Raw genomic sequence first — 18,689 nt, forward strand, 5'->3', positions numbered from 1 at the left:
TTAAACAAAGCTATTTATTTTAAAAGGTCTATATTTAAAAATATAGACCTTTTTTTAACTAAAAATTTTAAGTTACTTTACAAATCCTGCTCGCTCTAAAAAGCGTGTAGAATGTTTTCCTTGCATAAAATCTGGATGCTTCAGTACCTCTAAGTGAAATGGAATATTTGTTCTAATACCATCTATAATAAATTCTTTTAATGCACATTCCATTTTTTGAATAGCAAGCTCACGTGTATCAGCTGTAATTATTAATTTTGTTAACATAGAATCATAATAAGGTACCACAGTGTAACCATGATAAACAAAACCATCAACTCTGACACCCAAACCACCCGGACTTGAATAGGCTGTTATTTTACCTGGCCAAGGTGCAAATGATTTAGGATCTTCTGCGTTAATTCTACATTCAATGGCGTGGCCTTTTATTGAAATATCTTTTTGTGTAAAGGGAAGCTTTTCTCCCATTGCCACTAATATTTGTGTTCTAACGAGGTCAATTCCAGTTATTTGCTCAGTAACGGGATGTTCAACTTGAATACGAGTATTCATTTCCATAAAATAGACGTTTTTGTCGTCATCCATTAGGAATTCTACTGTACCAGCTCCGTGGTAGCCAACCTCTTTTGCAAGAGCTACTGCATAGCCCCCAATTTTGTTTCTTTCTTTTTCTGACAATAGATTACATGGTGCTTCTTCAATCACTTTTTGATGCCGGCGTTGAATACTGCAATCACGTTCACCTAAGTGCACAATATTACCATGCTTGTCAGCCATGATTTGAATTTCAACATGTCTTGGATTTTCTAAATATTTTTCTAAATAAACTTCAGAATTTCCAAATGCTGCCCCTGCTTCTTGTCTACATGTAAAATATGCTTTTTCTAAATCTGCTTCTTTATGAACGATTTTCATTCCACGTCCACCACCGCCGCCGCTTGCTTTTAATATTACAGGGAAGCCAATTTCTTTTGCAGTTTTTTTAGCTACATCAATATTTTCAATAGCGGATTTCGATCCAGGTAGAAAAGGCAATCCTGCTTTTCTTGCAACATCTCTTGCTGCAACTTTTTCACCTAATTTTCGCATTTGCTCTGGCGTTGGTCCAATAAATGTAAAATTACACTTTGCACAAACTTCAGCAAAATGTGCATTTTCAGATAAAAAACCATATCCAGGATGGATAGCATCGGCACCACTAACTTCTGCAGCTGCTATTATTGCTGGTATATGCAAATAGCTTTTTTTACTTTCAGCAGGGCCTATACAAATGCTTTCATCAGCTAGTTTTGCGTGCAAGCTGTGTGCATCTGCTTGAGAGTAGATTGCAACACTCTTAATTCCCAATTCTCTACAAGCGCGAATGATTCTAACTGCAATTTCGCCTCTGTTCGCAATAAGAATTTTTTTCATAATAATTTTCTCACAATTGGATTTACATAGCTGGAGCAACAATAAATAAAGGAGTTCCAAATTCTACAGGTTTTGCATTTTCAACTAAAATAGCAACTATCTCTCCATCTATTTCAGCTTCTATTTCGTTCATTAATTTCATAGCCTCAACTATACAAAGAGTTTGTCCTTTCCTAATTTTTGCCCCAAGATCAACAAATGGTGCAGCATCTGGGTTGGAAGAACGGTAAAAAGTACCCACAAATGGGCTTGTAATTGTGATACCATCTGGCAGTTTTTTAGTAACTTTCTCTTCTTTATTATTGATTTGTTGAAATGTAGATTCTTGCTCAGAAGTATTATCCGTTGAAACTTGCACATTTTTTGAAGCCAATGCTATGGAGTTTGTTGGTAAAGTTGGCTGTACTGTGGGATTAAAGAGGGAAGCTTGTGTTACATTTCTTGCTAAAGAAATTTTTTCACCAGAAGATTCTGCTTGCACCACATCAAATCCATGCTTAGCCATCAAAGACATTAACTTTTCAATTTTATTTACATCAACCATTATTTTTTTCCTCTAAAATTAACCTATAACTCAAACTTACAAGTTCAAGTATATTCTTATACTTAATTTAAGAACGTTTAAAGTTCTATAAAAACAACCTCAGATTTCCATAAATCCTTTAAGAAAGTCAATAGCTTGTGAAGATTTCTAGGTTCTGTTATCCTTGCTTTTTCCCAATAAAAAAGCTGGCAGACTAAACTTACCAGCTTAAAATATAGAAATTTTTGTTCTATTTTCTGTTTACCCTATCAACATAGACACCCTCACGTGTGTCAATTCTTAGTATATCCCCTTCATTGATATGAAAAGGAACACTTACTACCAATCCAGTTTCTAATTTAGCTGGCTTACTGCCTCCAGTGGCTGTATCACCTCTAACACCAGGAGCAGTTTCAACTACTTTCAACTCTACAAATGTTTCAGTTTCAACCCCTATTGGTTTATTATTAAAAAATACAACTTTGATTACGGAATTTTCTATTAAGTAGTTTTTTGTATCGCCAACTTCAAGATTTGTAAGAGAAATCTGTTCATAATTAGCTGTATCCATAAAATTATAGCCATCTGCGTCGTTATAAAGAAACTGCATGCTTCTTTCTTCAACATCTGGTTTTTCTAATTTGTCACCGCTTTTGATATTGTGCTCAACAACTTGTCCAGTTCTTAAATTTTTAACCTTAGTTCTAGTAAAAGCGGCTCCTTTTCCAGGATTGACATGTTGAAAATCAACTATTACCCAAGGGTCATTATTCATTAAAACTTTGAGACCTCTTCTAAAATCACGGGTATCATACATGCTACTCATATAAAAATCTCCTTTTCATGCGATTCTGAACTAACATCTTTAATATAAAAATGCAATCAAGGAAATTTGCTAGGAATTTAACAAAATATAGCTTAAAATTTTAACCATCCCTTCCAAGCATAACCTAAAATCCCAAAGTATTCATTCATAAAAGTTACAGATGTTAGTGCATTGTTGAAGTTAAAGACGCCTGAACCAGAAGAACTTTGTGAAATAATAGGTACTGGACAAACTGTAAAATTTTGGTTCTCAAATGTTTTTTTTGCTCTTAGCATATGAAAATCATTAGTTATTAATATAATTTTTTTTTCAATTTTATTTTCAGTAAAGATTTTTTTTACATACGCTGAATTTTGATATGTATTTTTACTTTCTTCTTCTGTGATTATTTTTAGGTAACTATTTTTTTTTAAAAAATAGTTTAAAAAAACTTTCATAGCATCTGCTTCACTTTGTTTGATATATTTATTTGTTTGACCACCAGTTAATACTATAGGTATTTGTGATTTTTTTGTTCCACTAGAATTCATTATTAGCAGTAATTGAGACAGCCCCATCAAACGTATTTGTGAATTAGTTGAAGGTAAGTTTTCTTGAAATATTCCCCCTCCAAGCACTACAATAGCACTAGCTTGATTTATACAATTAGGAAGAATATTTGATATTATTAAACTGTTTTCTTTATTTTCTTTTTGTTCACTTAAAATTAGTAACGGTTTTAAGAGAATATCAGGAGTTTTTCTAAAGCAAAATATTACAATTAATAATGTTGAAAAAGTTATTAAAATTTTTGTTATTTTCTTAGCTATACATAACCATAAAAAAATACAGCAAATTAACAAAATAACTATTGGAAACCCTGCATCATAGGAAAAATCTTTCAAGTAATTTTTTAAATCCAAATCCCATGCCACTATTTCTTTGTTACTATCCATATTTTGATACCTTCTTCCAATACTATTTCTTTCTTCCAAAAATTTTATAGCATATTTGTTAGAAGGTTTGAAAAGATTTATTCACAAGAAGTTAGTTTGTATTTTTTTTCATTTAAGTCAAAACATTTAATGTAGGGTTGATTTACTGTATCACAAAATCCTGCATATATTTTCCTAAAATGTTGGCAATTTTTATTTGCATCATTCCCATAAAAAGTGGCTAATTTCTCTTTTTTTAACATTTCTGGTACTTCCACAATTAAATCGACAGAATCAACTTTTGTGCAAGAAATTACAAAATTAAAAAAAATAAAGGTAACTATTATCAACAGGCATTTTTGCATTAGCATACCTCAAAATCTGATATTTACCTTTACCTTAACTTTTTTATTTTTATATTTCAATTAGTTAACTTTTGTCACTTACCATTCCAAACCAAAGCCTGTTTGGTATTCTGTAACTCGTGTTTCAAAAAAGTTTTTTTCTTTTGGAAGATCCATTATTTCATTCATCCATGGGAAAGGTGTTTCTTCTTCACCATATATAGGTTCTAAACCTATACTTTCGATACGTCTGTCAGCAATATAACGGATATATTTAGCAAACTGTGCTTTTGAAAGACCTAAAATATCTCTTGGCAAAGCATCGGCAACAAACGCGTCTTCTAATTCCACAACATGCTCAATATTCTGTCTGACCTCTGCTTGTAGCTCTGGTGTCCAAATATCTTCATTTTCCAAGATATACTGATTAATTAGTTTAGTTCCAAATCTGCAATGTAAGCTTTCATCACGCACGATATATTCTAGCTGTTCTGATGTTCCAACCAACAAATTTCTTCTCTTGAAATTAAGTAACAATACAAAAGCACTATAAAACTGCATTCCTTCCATACCAACATAATATGCGCATAAATTTTTTAAAAATAAAGCTCTACCTTCCTTTGTTTTTGTAGTAAAACCTTCATTTAAAATACCTTCAAAAAATTGCGCTTGAAAGTCATGTTTGTCTTTAATTGTTCCTACCTTTTTAAACTCTCCAAATACTTCTTGTTGATCCATAGAAAGTGATTCAACAATGTGTGAATAACTCCAAGAGTGAATACTTTCTTGAAAAGCTTGGGCAGTTAAATATTGTCTGCATTCAGGATTAGTGATGTGCTTATAAATGGCCATAATAATATTATCACCAACAAGAACATCTGTATTTGCGAAAAAACTTAGAATTTTCTTGATAAGATGTCTTTCATCAGTTGTTAAATAGCCCATATTTTTCCACTGAGCGATATCTGATGCCATAGATATTTCTTGCGGTAGCCAATGGTTTTTGCATAAATTTTTAAATTCGTCCCATGCCCATGGATAATTAAAAGGCATTAATTGTGGTCTTATTTCATTAATCAGCATTTTTATCTCCTAGCTTATTCTTTTTATTGACAAGATTCGCATTCTGGATTTTCAATTGAACAAGCTTTTATTTCAGTCGGTTTTATGTCTTTCTTTTTAGCTACAATACTAGATTTTTCAACACTTGTGGCAGCTTTTGTTCTTAAATAATAAGTTGTTTTTAATCCACTATGCCAAGCGTAACGATACATTTCATCAATTTTCTTTCCACTTGGAGCCGACATGTATAAATTAAGGCTTTGTGCTTGATCAATATAAACTTGGCGTAATGCTGCACAACGTATCAATTGTTCTGGTTCAATATCAAAAGCTGTTTTATAAAGTTCCTTTATATGTTCAGGTAACTCTAGGGTTGTTAAAGATCCATCATTTAATTTTAATTCACGAGCTAAATCAGAATTCCATAGACCTAAGTTTTTTAAATCATCAATAAGATACTCATTTATTATTGTATATTCACCACCCATGTTACTTTTTACATATAAGTTTTTATATGTTGGTTCTATAGACTGAGTACAGTTGGAAATATTTGATATAGTTGCTGTTGGTGCTACGGCAAGACAAAGACTATTGCGCATTCCTTGTGCTACATTATTTCGTAACTCGTCCCAATTTAAATTCAAATTAAAACCATCACTTTTTAATAGTTCTTGACAAGGTAACATTTCTCCATTGTTACTTTGAAAATAGTCTGGAGCTTTTGGTAATGTTACATGCGATCCTAATTCGGTTATGGTATCTTTTGGTACTAATCCTTTTGACCAAGAAGAGCCATTAAAGGTGGAATAACTTCCTCTTTCTTTTGCTAATAAAGAGGAGGCTTTTATTGCATAGTAACTAATTTGTTCTGCTATATTTTCTGCAATCCACATTGCTTCTGGTTTTGCATAAGGAATTTTCTTTAGATACAAAACATCCTGAAATCCCATAAATCCCAAACCTACAGGTCTATGTCTGTGATTAGCTCTTTCGGCAGATTTAATGGGATAAAAATTTTCAGAAATTACGTTATCCAACATACGCATACCTACGCGTACGGCGTATTCTAAAGTTTTTCCTGGATTTTCAGATAAAAATACAGCTTTTAAATTGATTGATCCCAAATTACAAACAGCTGTTTCTTCAGCATTTGTATTTAATGTAATTTCTGTACATAAGTTACTACTGTGCACAACACCTACATGTCGTTGAGCACTACGTAAATTGCATGGATCTTTAAACGTTACCCATGGATGACCAGTTTCAAAAATCATTGTTAATATTTTTCGCCACAATTGTAGCGCAGAAACTTTACGAAAATTTTGAATTTTGCCTTGATCTGCTTTTAATTCATAATCTAAGTAAGCTTTTTTAAAGTTATCACCATATAAATCATGTAAATCAGGTGTTTCTGAAGGACAAAATAAAGTCCACTCTTTATTTGCTTCCACCCGCTCAAGAAAAAGATCCGGAATCCAATTTGCTGTATTCATATCATGTGTACGCCGACGTTCATCCCCAGTATTTTTTCTAAGTTCAAGAAAATCTTCGATATCCAAATGCCATGTTTCTAAATATGCACAAACAGCACCTTTTCTTTTTCCACCTTGATTCACTGCAATGGTTGAGGAATCCTGGACTTTGATAAAAGGAATAACTCCTTGCGAGCGACCATTTGTCCCTTTTATCCAACTTCCACTTGCTCTAATGTTACTCCAATCATTTCCTAAGCCTCCTGCATACTTGGAAAGCATTGCATTATCAGAATATTGTCGATAGATATCGAGCAAATCATCTTGAGTTGTAGTCAAAAAACACGACGACATCTGTGAATGATTTGTTCCTGAATTAAATAAAGTTGGAGTGCTTGGAACATACAACATTTGAGAAATAACATCATAAAATTCAGCTGCGTGTTTTGTTGCTTCCTGTGCGTTGCCTTCTGCCAAAGCAACACCCATAGCAACTCTCATCCAGAAATGCTGCAAGGTTTCATAACGCATTCCCTTTTTATGCAGCAGATAGCGATCATAAAGAGTATGTGCGCCTAGATAATCAAATAAATAATTTCTTTCATGTTTAATACAAGAATTTAAGTATTCTAAATCCAACTCACGCAAACGATTTGTAAGTTGTCCAAACTCTGTACCAAATTTTACATATTGCATTAAAGTCGGATAAAACTTTTCTTCTTCTGGCAAATTTGTCTGTGTTGATTCTAAACCAATTGTTTGGAGTACTTCTAAACGTAATTGTTCCGATAGTAAACTAGCGGCAATATATGAATATTCCCTACCCTGTTCAATACATGGACGCACATCAAGAATGATATTTTGTAATGATGAATTGAAGTCCACATTTGGAAAACTTAACTCACTAAAGTTCACTTTTGGATGATAAGGTCTATAAGTAGTTATTGCCATGAATAAATCTCCAGATGGTGTATCAGAACAGCACATTTTAAAATCAACAAACAAACAAGTAGTAGAAACCATACAAATGAATGGTGTTACATGCCGCAAAAAACTCACAGCCGCAAATCTTCTGAGCGAGGAATTGCGGCATCCCATTATGTAGGATGAAAATGCCGACACTTGTTATATATAGTGTTAGCTCATTCGAAAACACACTGTCAATAGTGTGGGTATAAAAGTTCCTGCACTAAAAGATCTCTAAATTTATTGGGCATTAATCGAAAAAAGCATAGGAAATAAGCAGAAATTATTAATAGAAATGATAAAAAAATTGACGAAAAACGACAAGCTTTTGACAACAAGATAGACTTAGGGGAATAGGTCATATCATTCAGGAGGTCAAGCCCTCAGAACTACTTTTTAGTGAGTTGACTTGAGTTGGTTTGTAAAAATGAGAGCAAAAGATCTCCAGCTTCATCAACATTTTTCTTTGCAGACAGATCTATACGTGTTTTGGCAACAGTTAGCTTCAACTTAGCTTCAATGAGTTGTAAATCTAAATACTTCCCACTATGTGACCAAAAAACAAGCAAAATATGGTTTAATTTTAATTGAGCTAATAGTTCACTTGGTAAAGCATTCACAGTCGGCATTTTATAAAATGCCGCTGGGTAGTAAGGTGAAATTTTTACTTCTTTTACCTTTTCAGCAATTATAGTCTGAGAAAACATCCCATTAGCGCAGGAAGCAGTAACAATACTTTGCATTTTTGGTGGAAGTAAAACTTTATTTGTCTTTAATTCTTGACCATCAACATAAACATTACAATTTTTTATATTTTTAATTTGAACATATTTTTGAGAAGAAATGTAACTCTTAGTAAGATTTTTTAGCTGATCGATTAATTCTGAATTTGCTTGAAATTCTAGTTCATCTTTAATTCTTAAAGGTAAGTATTTTTCATAAATTATTCCATATTTAATAGCATAAAATTTAGCATAACGCATATTTGAAACGGAAGCCCAAAAGCTTAAAGTAGCATATGCATAACCCACAGAGGCTGGTTGATTAGCAAGCAAAAAAGCGGCTTCTTGCATAAATTGGTGCGATAGCTTGTAAGCTTTTAAATACTTCCCAGCTAAATAAGCTGCTTTTAACTTCTCGCTAAAACTATTCAATTTATCTTCAACATGGACTTCTTTTAGAGTTCCAATACTATTTAGCAACCATTCTTTATTAATTTCAAGGTCTTCAAAAGCAGAATAATTACTTTCACGTTTTATACGTCTTGTAATGACATTAGAAAAATAAGGCAGCCATAAAGGATCATCAGACGCATACAAAATTAACATTTTTTTCGATATATTAGAGGAATTTCTTAGGTCATTATTTGAATTAGAAGTACAAGAAATAAAGAAAAAACCTACGATTAAGATACTATAATAAAATATAAAAACTTTACTTACCTGCATTAAATCCCCTAAATATCCATATATTCAAAGGATTTTTAATCTAAAAGAAATAATAAATCAATCAATATTATTTCTTTCCTCTATCACGAATACCACTTTCTTCAAGAACTTTCTTATTTGTTTCAGCTTTGTTTTTTTGAATCCATTCGTCAAGTTCACAGGCAGTCTTATTTCCATTACTGCATTCTTCAGAGACTATTTTTTCATCTAATTTTTTTTCTTTTTTCTCCTCATTAGTTTTAGAAGAATCAGAAATATTAACCACACAAGAACCCAATAAAACGCAACATATTGATATAACTAATTTTTTCTTCATACAGAACAACTACTTTCTTCGTAAGATGTAAAAAAGCAATCTCTTTATAAAACAGCCAAAATACGAAAGCTAGAAAAACAGCAAATAATCTAAAATCGTGTTAAAATATGCTTTGAAAACATTTCTGGCAGTCATCACACTGATAGGATTAAGAGTAAATGTCCGATACAACCGAAATTTTAGAACAAAAAACCCATTTTCCCCATCTTACTCACAATCAAAACAATACAGAATCAAATGAGAGTTTTACTATTAGCGCTGAAGAAGCAGCTGAAATTTTAGGTGTCAATCGTTCAAGATTGTCACAACTCACAAGCAAAGGAATTTTTTCCTTTGAAAAAAGAAAAATAGATACTAGAAATAGGTTATTCTATAAACTAAGTGATTTACTAAATCACCAACGCAACCAATATCAAAGCTCCCAAAATTATTTTCCAAATAACCAACTAGAAAAAACATTACCAATAGAACAGATAAATAATAATAATAATTATTTAGAAGAAAAACCATTACTTATTGAAAAACAAACATTAAAAAAATCATTTCAGAGCAAAAATTTTAACTTGAAGACTGCGAAAGAATTATACGAATCAGAACAAATTAAGGATAAAAATTCTAAAATTAATGACTTAATAATTAATAATTATTCCCATTTATTAGAAATAAAAGAACAAATAAACAAAACATTAAAATTTGATATGAAAGAAAAAAATAATATACAAAATAAATTAGAACAACTAGAAATTAAAACACAAAATATACTAAATAAAATAGCAATATTAGATTTTAATATGATCAAACAAAACAAAGAACAGAATATTGTGGCAATTGAAAAAAAAGTTAAAAAAAATTGGAAAAATAAAACAACTAAATTTATCCCAACTTTACCCGCGCGTCGCTAAATAAAGTTGAGTTCCCATTTGTCTCACAAGTTCTAATTGTTGATTCATTAAGGAATAATAAGCCTTTTGTTGTATTGAAATTTTTTCTAAAAATTTATTCAATTCAATATCATTTGTGATTAAATAGATTTTATTGCATAGTTCATAGCAATTAGCAGCCATAGCTCTATCAGAAACAAAAATTTCTTCAACAGTTTGTCCTATATTTAACTTGGCTAAATTTTGCAGATCAAGATTATATTCTTCTTTCAGCATAAAAGTAATTAGAGTATCTTGTAGTTGTGAGATAATTTGTTTTTGGGTGGTTATAATATTTACAATTTTATCATAACCCCAAAGTCCTACCATATTTTTATGGATTCTAAGTTGTTGTAATATAGTGCCATTTAATTCAACCAAAGAAGATAATCCACTTGATAGCTCATTGGTCACTTTCATAATTTCCCCTCTCCAAATTACAATCTGTTAACTTTTATATTTTAAGAAAAATAATACAAAAAAACCACATGAGAAAAAGATTTTAACTCATGCGGTTTTTAAATAGAAATGATACAAAAATTTAAATACTATTTGTTTTCTGCTGCACGCTTTGCTTTATATTTCGCAACCATGTCTTCTTGAACATTTCTTGGTACAGCTGCGTACTTAGCAAATTCCATAGAAAACTCACCTTTACCTTGTGTACCTGAACGTAGGTCAGTTGAGAAACCAAACATTTCAGTTAAAGGAACTTCAGCTTCAATTTGACAGTAGCCACCGTTCCCAGAGGATCCCATAATCACACCACGACGTTGATTTATTAATCCCATCATAGTTCCTTGGAATTCTTCAGGTCCTTCAATCCCAACTTTCATAATTGGCTCTAGAATTACTGGCTTAGCATTCATATAGGACTCACGGAAACCAGTCATAGCACATGTTTTGAACGCCATTTCGTTAGAGTCCACTGGGTGATGTAAACCATCATTAACGATAAGTTTAACACCAACAACTTGAGCTCCAATTAAGAGACCATTCTTCATTTGCTCTACGAAACCTTTTTCACAAGCTGGAATAAATTGTCTTGGAATAGAACCTCCGACAGTTTCATCAGAGAATTCATAAATTTTATCACCAGCATCGACCAATGGTTCCATATAACCGACGATACGTGCAAACTGACCAGAACCACCAGATTGCTTTTTGTGTGTATAGTTAATTTCGGCACGTTGCGTAAGAGCTTCGCGGAAGTTAACTTGTGGCTTACCAACTATCGTTTCACAGTTAAATTCACGTTTCATACGCTCAACATAAATTTCAAGGTGAAGTTCACCCATACCCGCAATAATTGTTTCACCAGATTCTTCATCACGAGAAACTCTGAAAGTAGGGTCTTCTTTCGTAAATTTATTTAAAGCTTTTGAAAAGTTTGTTTGAGCCGCTTTATCTTTTGGTGCAATAGCCAAGGATATAACCGCATTTGGCACATACATGGAAGCCATAGTTACGTTAATTTTTCCATCTGTAAATGTATCACCAGAAGCACAATCAACACCGAATAATGCAACAATATCGCCAGCTGATGCTTCTTCAATATCTTCCATTTCATCTGAATGTAGGCGCACAATACGCGGTACTTTTACGCGTTTTTCAGAAGCCATGTTAATTAACATGTCACCTTTTCTAACAGTACCTTGATAAACACGCATGAATGTTAATTGTCCATAACGAGTTTCATCCAATTTAAATGCAAGCATAACTAGAGGTAGATTAGGATCTGATTTAAGTTGGTATGGCGCTTCGTTATTTGATTGATCAAGACCTTCGTTAGAAACTTCATTAGGTGCAGGCAAGTAAGCACCAACTGCATCAAGAAGATTTTGGACACCCTTATTTTTGAATGCAGAACCACAGAATACAGGAGTAAATTGTAGACTGATAACAGCTTTACGCATTACTTTTGCAGCTTCTTCAGCTGAAACGTACTCGTCACCTAAGAATTTTTCTGCAAGTGCGTCATCAAAGTCTGCAAGTGCGCCAATAAGATCAGAACGACGTGATTTTGCTTCCTCAATCATGTCTACAGGAATTTCTTCTTCTCTTACATTTTCACCATTTGCACCATCAAAGTAGAAAGCTTTCATAGTTAAAAGATCTACCACACCTTGAAAACGATCTTCAGCTCCGATAGCCATTTGTGCCATCCAAGCATTATGATTTAGTTTTTCACGCAATTGTTGACAAACACGGTAAGGATTTGCACCCGCGCGGTCCATTTTGTTTACAAAAGCGATACGTGGAACACGATAACGACGCATTTGACGGTCAACAGTAATTGACTGAGATTGTACCCCAGCAACAGAACAAAGAACCAAAATTGCACCATCAAGTACTCGCAAAGAACGCTCGACTTCCACAGTGAAGTCAACGTGGCCAGGAGTGTCAATAAGGTTTATCCACAAGTCTTTCCACTGACAAAAAGTAGCAGCAGACTGAATTGTTATCCCTTTTTCACGTTCGAGATCCATACTATCCATTGTTGCACCAACGCCGGATTTTCCTTTAACTTCTTCAATCTTGTGGATTTTTCCAGTATAAAAAAGGATACGTTCAGAAAGTGTTGTCTTTCCTGAGTCAATATGGGCAGATATCCCAATATTTCTTACACGGGCGAGGTCTTTAATAGTCATGATTAATCCAACTCAACATAAAAATGGTTAAAATTTCAGTCCTAGCATACGGACGTTAAACAAGCCCTGTGTTATCTGATTTTTGATTGAATTTCAATAGCCATTTTAAAGGGAGTCTTTTAGACGATTTATATTCAGAGAGATGCTTTAATTCCATACTGACTTTTAACTGTTCTTTGTTTTCGCATGTAAGCAGCTTCTATAACTTCTTCAATCCAAAGCTCACCATTCACCCCTTCATATTCCCAAAGTTTTGGAAACATGCTGATAGAGGTTAATCCAGGTATCGTATTGATTTCATTGAATATAAATGTATTCGTTTTTTTGCAGTTCCAAAAATCAATTCTACAAAGGCCAGAAATTCCAGTAGCTACAGCTACAGTTTTAGCAAAATTTCTCAGCTCTTGCATTCTCTCAGAAGAAAGGCGTGCAGGAATAAATAATTCTGCTTTTGAAGTGTTGGCATATTTTTCTTCATAAGAGTAAAAATCACTAGTTGCTATTTCACCTGCAATTGTAATTCTTGGATTACATGAATTTCCAAGGAAAGCACATTCAACTTCTGTTCCAGACATTGGCTCCTCAACAAGTGCTTTTTGATCAAAGGCTAAAGCCTCTTTTAATAGTGTTTCTAACTCACTTTTATTTTTAGCTCGTCCAGTTCCTACTGCTGAACCAAGCGAATTTGGTTTTATAAAGCAAGGGTAGCCAATATTCGCCTCAATTCTTAGTATTGTTTCTGCATGTTTATTTTCAAATTGCTCTATTTCAACAAGCTCATATTTAGCAATTGGTACTCCTGCATGCTTTGCCAATCGTTTTTGTATATCTTTATCAATCCCAATTACGCTTGATCTAATATCGCAACCTACATAGGCTAAATCGGCTAATTCAAGTAATCCTTGCAATCTCCCATCTTCACCATTTTGACCATGTAGTACAGGAAAAAAACATGATGCATCTAAATTTAAAATTCTAATGCTTTCTTTTTGTTCATTGATTTCATAAAAAAATTCTGGATTATCTTTTTTAATTTCATCCTCTAAATAAGGTAACAATATTGATTTTGTATTTTTTCTACCAATAAATGCGCTAGGCACACTCCCTTTTACTATAATTGCTAAATCTTCTGGTGTTATTTCTGAAAAATCAGTCGATAAAAATGTGCCTGATAGACTCCGATAACTCCCATTTTTATTTATTCCAACAGGGATAATTTTATATTTCAAAGGAATATTTTTTAGTATAAACACAGCTGAACGCAATGATATTTCATGTTCACTTGAGCGCCCACCAAATAATACAGCTATTGTTTTTTCATTGCCTGTTTTTAAAGCCATTTAATTTCTCCCAAACACTATTTTTATCCCAACAGAAAATATCCTGAGAACCCTTGAATTGAAACTAAACAAAGGATATGAAAAAATGGACAGTACAAATGTATGGTATTCTTTCAACAAAAAAGAATATACATACTTCAGAGGGTTGCACGTACACCAATTCCCAACATATATCTAAACATGTGCAATTTACGTTTGCAATAAAAGGAGAAGCTCATGTCCGCTAATGAATCAAATGCTAATAAATTTAAGGCTCTTGAAACGCTTTTTCACTCAGTTGAAAAACAATTCGGCAAAGGTACAATCATGCGCCTTTCGGATGAATCTAAAATCGCGCAAGAGCTTCAAGTCGTTCCTAGCGGCTCCATCAGCCTTGACGTTGCTCTCGGTGTTGGTGGACTCCCTAAAGGGCGTATCATTGAAATTTATGGAACAGAATCAAGTGGAAAGACAACTCTCACTCTACACGCAATTGCCGAATGCCAAAAAAAAGGCGGGATTTCTGCTTTTATTGATGCTGAACACGCTCTTGATGTAAGTTATGCTCGTAAAATTGGCGTGAATACCTCTGACCTACTTGTCTCTCAACCAGATCATGGAGAGCAAGCTTTAGAAATAGTTGATATGCTTGTAAGAAGCGGTGCTGTTGACCTCATTGTTGTTGATTCCGTTGCTGCGTTAACTCCTCGTGCTGAAATTGAAGGAGAAATGGGAGATAGCCACATGGGCCTTCAAGCTCGTTTAATGAGCCAAGCTCTACGTAAATTAACAGGTAGCATTTCAAAAACAAACTGTATTGTTATTTTCATCAACCAAGTCCGTATGAAAATTGGTGTTATGTTTGGTAACCCAGAAACAACAACAGGCGGACAAGCTCTTAAATTTTATTCATCTGTTCGTTTAGAGGTAAGACGTGCAGCAGCAATAAAAAATGGTAACGATACAACAGGACATCGCACAAAAGTCAAAGTTGTAAAAAATAAAGTTGCAGCCCCTTTCAAAGAAGTTGAATTTGATATCATGTTTGGTCAAGGAATCAGTAAAGAAGGTGACTTACTCGATCTCGCTTCTTCACCTGAAGCGGAAATCATTCAAAAAAGCGGTACTTGGTTTACCTATAATGGAGAACGTCTTGGCCAAGGAAGAGAAAATGCAAAAGAATATTTAAGAGAACATCCTGAAACGCTAGCAAAAATTGAAAATGCAGTCCGTTCAAGAGCAAATTTAATAAAAACAGCAGGCGCCTCAGAAAGTGATACTGAAGACTCAAGCCTCAAATCCTTACCAGGAACAGCACAAGCACTCCCTGCAAGTTCTTCTTCGCAACAAACTGCAAAACCAGGACGGAAAGGTGCTGCAGCTAGTGTAGAACAATAGCCGCAGAAAATAACTAATTAATTTAAAAATACATGCCAATTGTAAAGTTTGCAGAATACAAAGAATAACTACCTTCTCCACCAGAATACTTGTTACCTTTACTATCTGTGGCATTTTGGTACACGATATAACCTCCTGAATAAAAAGCACTTGGACCAAAATAAATACCAGTGCCCGAATTAAGATCAATTTTAAAAAGAAAATGTAATCCGGTTCCGTAATTTATATTATGGATAATATAGGGAGAATATGTTTGCTGATAAGTGGGAGTATCAGTTGTTTGCAGCCAAGTATCATACAGAGAATAATAGATGTAAGGATTTAAAAGAACTAATAACCAAGAAAAATTGATCTTATATCCCAAATCAATACCCACCATTAAAGTATCGTATTGATGAGTATATGTTATTTGTCCGTTTGTTGAACTTGGAGAATAAGAAGCATTATCATATTTAACGCCAAGCCCAATTGAAATATCTTTAGAACCACTGAAAGGAAATAAAACTTTAGCTACAGCTGAATATCCTATATATTGACTATTCTGAATTGTTATTACTGTATAACCACCTGAAGCGAGAACATCTACTGAATTTCCACCAGATCCAGAAAAATCCTGAGAAAAAGTATTTAAAGAAAAGAAAATGAAAACAACAGAAAATATAATATTTATCAAAATATATTTCCTTATATAAAATGTAATAAGAACATTATGCATAGATAAAACTCTACAAAAAAACTAAATAAAATATTCTAAAAACAAAAATTAAGGATCATTTCTATTCAATATTTTTATTGCACTTGAAGACATAGTTGCTGAAGTGTAAGGAATACCCAAATAATGTCCGGAATTATTTTGTCCCCAACAATAAAGATCATCATTAGATAGTAAAACACATGTAACGTTATCACCACATGCAATATCAACTATAGTTTCAGAAGCAGGTAATCCTACCACTTTTTGTGGCACAGTGTATAACGTAGTATTTCCGTTTCCTAATTGTCCAAAATTATTTTGTCCCCAACAGTAAACACTTTTATTATTATTTGTTACAGCACAAGCTCGTTGAGCAGCAGTAATCATCATACTAACTCCTGTTATATTACTCACAGGCACAGGAGTAGATGATGCACTGGTTGTTCCATTACCAAATTGTCCATAAGTGTTAGTAGCACCGAAACAGTAAGCATTTTGATTAGTATTTACAAAACAGGAAAACTCTGAACCGCCATCCCCTCCATCTCCACTAGCCACATATGCAGCATTGGTAGCAATTGTTGAAGGAGAGGAAGAGCCGGTTAATAAAGTTCCCCAGCACTTAAGATCTTTATTGCTGGTAATAGCGCAACTAGAAAAATCATTACAAGAAAACTCAACTACTGAAGCTCCGCCAAGGTTTGGAGCAACACCAGTTGCACTTAGGGTTGTAGTGCCATCACCTAATTGACCATTTGTATTTAAACCCCAGCACTTTAAAGTACCATCAGTAAAAACAGCGCAAGAGTGTTGATCACCTGCATTGAATTTTTTTACAGTTTTACCACCTAAAGTTCCAACTGTTACTGGAGATAAAACATTTGCTGAAGCAGTTAAACCATTACCTAATTTACCATTGGATTGATCACCCCAACATTTAAATCCAGATTTAAAGTAAGCACATGTGTGAAGAAGAACAGAAGTAACTGCAACAGCAAAATCACCAGAAGAAACACCTGATAACCCTAAATTTGTAGCAGTTACAGGAGTTTCCTGGTTTATCAAATTTCCTAACCCAAGTTGCCCATTTGCATTATTTCCCCAGCACTTTAATTTTCCAGACTTCATAACTACACAACTATCAATATCACCCATACTAATTAAACCATATTCGCCACCATTAGTTGTATAACTTGGAACATATCCCAATTTAGTTGAATAAGACACTAATTCATCGAGTGAATTAAAAGATCCTTCATTTAAAGGAACCTTGGGATCAGGTAAGTCGTATAAATCATTGCATGCAGTGAAGAAAATTAGGGATAAAGAAAAAATTAGAAAAAATTTCATTTCAAATCCTAAGCAAAAGTTATAAGATTATATTAAATACAGCTCAAATAAATATAGAATATTAATGTCAATAACGTGACTTATCAGTTTATTATATAATACAAAAAAAGGGGGATAAATGAAAAAACATATTATTTTGTTTCTTTTCTTCTGTAAAATGTCACAATCGACACTTGCAAATGAATTTAAAGATTTAAAAATATATACAGAAAACAACCCACCATATGTTGTAGTCAATGAAAAAAATGAAATATCAGGACTTGTTGGAGAAAAAGTTGTAAAAGCATTAAAAAAATTAAAAATAGAAAACGAAGTAAAAATTGAAGTTGTTCCTTGGGCTAGGGCATTAATAGAAGCAAAAAAGCAAAAAAATGTTATGATCTTTCCTTTTGTGAAAACAAAAGAACGTTTAGGAATTTTTAATTTTGCAATTTTAGCATATAAACAAACTTTAAATTTTTACAAATTAAAAGATACAAAAGGAATAGAAGTACGCAATTTAGAAGATGCAAAAAAATATACAACCTGTGTAGTAAGAAATGATTATAGACATGAACATTTACTGCAAGCTAACTTTACAAAAATTGAAGAAACTACTCAACAAACTCAAAATGTGCAAAAATTTTTAAATAAACGCTGTGAATTGATTATTATTGCAGAAGAAGGCCTAAAAGCTAAGTTAAAAGAACTCTACAGCAATATGAATGTTGTAGAGAAAGTATTAGAAGTTCCTGAATTTGATGGTAATATCTATATTGCTTTCAGTCCTGGAAGTGATGAGTCAATGATTCATAAATTTAAAGAAGTAACTGAAAAGTAACAATAAAATTATTGTTTATAAACATTTAATTTAAACTACGCGTAATATTTTATTAAATAATATCATAGAAATACGATATATAAAAAGGAGATGATAAAAAATATGTTGCTTATTTAAGCATAATTATATATTATAAGACTACTTTTTTAAAGGGGAAGTTTATGATTAAATATTACGTTTTTCTTATTTTAACTTTAATTATTTTAGCAAATCATGATGAAATTAAAAATCAAATAGTGAGCTTTAGCACCGA

At 32.9% G+C, this 18,689-nt stretch carries 17 protein-coding genes; 3 read left to right on the forward strand and 14 right to left on the reverse strand.

The window, feature by feature from the left end:
• Positions 1 to 72 precede the first annotated feature (72 nt).
• The 9 genes from accC to GOY08_RS05840 form a co-directional block, all read right to left on the reverse strand.
• Positions 73 to 1,416: an acetyl-CoA carboxylase biotin carboxylase subunit gene (gene accC / locus GOY08_RS05800; RefSeq protein ID WP_158998076.1), complete on the reverse strand. Its 1,344-nt coding sequence runs from the start codon at positions 1,414 to 1,416 to the stop codon at positions 73 to 75.
• 19 nt (positions 1,417 to 1,435) lie between these two features.
• Positions 1,436 to 1,957, reverse strand: a complete 522-nt coding sequence (gene accB, locus GOY08_RS05805; protein WP_158997919.1) for an acetyl-CoA carboxylase biotin carboxyl carrier protein — start codon at positions 1,955 to 1,957, stop codon at positions 1,436 to 1,438.
• A gap of 229 nt (positions 1,958 to 2,186) precedes the next feature.
• A complete protein-coding gene (efp, locus tag GOY08_RS05810) occupies positions 2,187 to 2,753 on the reverse strand; it encodes an elongation factor P (RefSeq protein WP_158998077.1) in 567 nt (188 codons plus the stop codon).
• Between the two features lie 101 nt (positions 2,754 to 2,854).
• Positions 2,855 to 3,697 (reverse strand): YdcF family protein, encoded by an 843-nt coding sequence (locus GOY08_RS05815; protein ID WP_158997920.1) that lies wholly within the window; start codon positions 3,695 to 3,697, stop codon positions 2,855 to 2,857.
• Positions 3,698 to 3,774: 77 nt separating this feature from the next.
• A complete protein-coding gene (locus tag GOY08_RS05820) occupies positions 3,775 to 4,041 on the reverse strand; it encodes a hypothetical protein (protein ID WP_158997921.1) in 267 nt (88 codons plus the stop codon).
• 78 nt (positions 4,042 to 4,119) lie between these two features.
• A complete protein-coding gene (locus GOY08_RS05825; RefSeq protein ID WP_202914031.1) occupies positions 4,120 to 5,103 on the reverse strand; it encodes a ribonucleotide-diphosphate reductase subunit beta in 984 nt (327 codons plus the stop codon).
• A 23-nt stretch (positions 5,104 to 5,126) separates the two neighbouring features.
• Complete coding sequence (locus GOY08_RS05830) at positions 5,127 to 7,613, reverse strand: ribonucleoside-diphosphate reductase subunit alpha (RefSeq protein WP_158997922.1); 2,487 nt, start codon at positions 7,611 to 7,613, stop codon at positions 5,127 to 5,129.
• A gap of 296 nt (positions 7,614 to 7,909) precedes the next feature.
• Positions 7,910 to 8,968, reverse strand: coding sequence for a hypothetical protein (locus GOY08_RS05835; protein ID WP_158997923.1), 1,059 nt, complete (start codon positions 8,966 to 8,968; stop codon positions 7,910 to 7,912).
• A gap of 67 nt (positions 8,969 to 9,035) precedes the next feature.
• Positions 9,036 to 9,233, reverse strand: coding sequence for a hypothetical protein (locus GOY08_RS05840; RefSeq protein ID WP_158997924.1), 198 nt, complete (start codon positions 9,231 to 9,233; stop codon positions 9,036 to 9,038).
• 209 nt (positions 9,234 to 9,442) lie between these two features.
• Between GOY08_RS05840 and GOY08_RS05845 the strand changes: the two genes are divergently transcribed.
• Positions 9,443 to 10,186 (forward strand): helix-turn-helix domain-containing protein, encoded by a 744-nt coding sequence (locus GOY08_RS05845; RefSeq protein WP_158997925.1) that lies wholly within the window; start codon positions 9,443 to 9,445, stop codon positions 10,184 to 10,186.
• Here the strand turns inward: GOY08_RS05845 and GOY08_RS05850 are convergent.
• The 3 genes from GOY08_RS05850 to GOY08_RS05860 form a co-directional block, all read right to left on the reverse strand.
• Positions 10,169 to 10,624 carry a ferritin family protein gene (locus GOY08_RS05850; RefSeq protein ID WP_158997926.1) on the reverse strand — a complete coding sequence of 152 codons (456 nt, stop codon included), beginning with the start codon at positions 10,622 to 10,624 and terminating at the stop codon, positions 10,169 to 10,171. The genes GOY08_RS05845 and GOY08_RS05850 overlap by 18 nt on opposite strands.
• 128 nt (positions 10,625 to 10,752) lie before the next feature.
• The gene (gene fusA, locus GOY08_RS05855) at positions 10,753 to 12,855 is read right to left on the reverse strand and encodes an elongation factor G (RefSeq protein ID WP_158997927.1); all 2,103 of its coding nucleotides are present in this window, start codon (positions 12,853 to 12,855) and stop codon (positions 10,753 to 10,755) included.
• A gap of 134 nt (positions 12,856 to 12,989) precedes the next feature.
• The gene (locus GOY08_RS05860; RefSeq protein WP_158997928.1) at positions 12,990 to 14,195 is read right to left on the reverse strand and encodes a D-alanine--D-alanine ligase family protein; all 1,206 of its coding nucleotides are present in this window, start codon (positions 14,193 to 14,195) and stop codon (positions 12,990 to 12,992) included.
• Positions 14,196 to 14,411: 216 nt separating this feature from the next.
• Between GOY08_RS05860 and recA the strand changes: the two genes are divergently transcribed.
• Positions 14,412 to 15,572 carry a recombinase RecA gene (recA, locus tag GOY08_RS05865; protein WP_158997929.1) on the forward strand — a complete coding sequence of 387 codons (1,161 nt, stop codon included), beginning with the start codon at positions 14,412 to 14,414 and terminating at the stop codon, positions 15,570 to 15,572.
• A gap of 22 nt (positions 15,573 to 15,594) precedes the next feature.
• Here recA and GOY08_RS05870 read toward each other — a convergent pair whose 3' ends face one another.
• Positions 15,595 to 16,245, reverse strand: a complete 651-nt coding sequence (locus tag GOY08_RS05870; RefSeq protein ID WP_158997930.1) for a hypothetical protein — start codon at positions 16,243 to 16,245, stop codon at positions 15,595 to 15,597.
• A gap of 90 nt (positions 16,246 to 16,335) precedes the next feature.
• Complete coding sequence (locus GOY08_RS05875) at positions 16,336 to 17,616, reverse strand: RCC1 domain-containing protein (protein ID WP_158997931.1); 1,281 nt, start codon at positions 17,614 to 17,616, stop codon at positions 16,336 to 16,338.
• Between the two features lie 118 nt (positions 17,617 to 17,734).
• On the opposite strand from GOY08_RS05875, the gene GOY08_RS05880 reads away from it, so the two are divergent.
• Complete coding sequence (locus GOY08_RS05880) at positions 17,735 to 18,436, forward strand: substrate-binding periplasmic protein (protein ID WP_158997932.1); 702 nt, start codon at positions 17,735 to 17,737, stop codon at positions 18,434 to 18,436.
• The last annotated feature ends 253 nt before the right edge of the window (positions 18,437 to 18,689 follow it).

The organism is Pigmentibacter ruber, from assembly GCF_009792895.1.
Taxonomy (GTDB): domain Bacteria; phylum Bdellovibrionota_B; class Oligoflexia; order Silvanigrellales; family Silvanigrellaceae; genus Silvanigrella; species Silvanigrella rubra.

What these genes read in the sequence shown, in the direction of transcription:
- accB (WP_158997919.1), bottom strand. Translation starts at nt 1,957, where the DNA reads ATGGTTGATGTAAATAAAATTGAAAAGTTAATGTCTTTGATGGCTAAG.
- efp (WP_158998077.1), bottom strand. Translation starts at nt 2,753, where the DNA reads ATGTATGATACCCGTGATTTTAGAAGAGGTCTCAAAGTTTTAATGAAT.
- GOY08_RS05815 (WP_158997920.1), bottom strand. Translation starts at nt 3,697, where the DNA reads ATGGATAGTAACAAAGAAATAGTGGCATGGGATTTGGATTTAAAAAAT.
- GOY08_RS05820 (WP_158997921.1), bottom strand. Translation starts at nt 4,041, where the DNA reads ATGCAAAAATGCCTGTTGATAATAGTTACCTTTATTTTTTTTAATTTT.
- GOY08_RS05825 (WP_202914031.1), bottom strand. Translation starts at nt 5,103, where the DNA reads ATGCTGATTAATGAAATAAGACCACAATTAATGCCTTTTAATTATCCA.
- GOY08_RS05835 (WP_158997923.1), bottom strand. Translation starts at nt 8,968, where the DNA reads ATGCAGGTAAGTAAAGTTTTTATATTTTATTATAGTATCTTAATCGTA.
- GOY08_RS05845 (WP_158997925.1), top strand. Translation starts at nt 9,443, where the DNA reads ATGTCCGATACAACCGAAATTTTAGAACAAAAAACCCATTTTCCCCAT.
- GOY08_RS05850 (WP_158997926.1), bottom strand. Translation starts at nt 10,624, where the DNA reads ATGAAAGTGACCAATGAGCTATCAAGTGGATTATCTTCTTTGGTTGAA.
- fusA (WP_158997927.1), bottom strand. Translation starts at nt 12,855, where the DNA reads ATGACTATTAAAGACCTCGCCCGTGTAAGAAATATTGGGATATCTGCC.
- GOY08_RS05860 (WP_158997928.1), bottom strand. Translation starts at nt 14,195, where the DNA reads ATGGCTTTAAAAACAGGCAATGAAAAAACAATAGCTGTATTATTTGGT.
- recA (WP_158997929.1), top strand. Translation starts at nt 14,412, where the DNA reads ATGTCCGCTAATGAATCAAATGCTAATAAATTTAAGGCTCTTGAAACG.
- GOY08_RS05875 (WP_158997931.1), bottom strand. Translation starts at nt 17,616, where the DNA reads ATGAAATTTTTTCTAATTTTTTCTTTATCCCTAATTTTCTTCACTGCA.
- GOY08_RS05880 (WP_158997932.1), top strand. Translation starts at nt 17,735, where the DNA reads ATGAAAAAACATATTATTTTGTTTCTTTTCTTCTGTAAAATGTCACAA.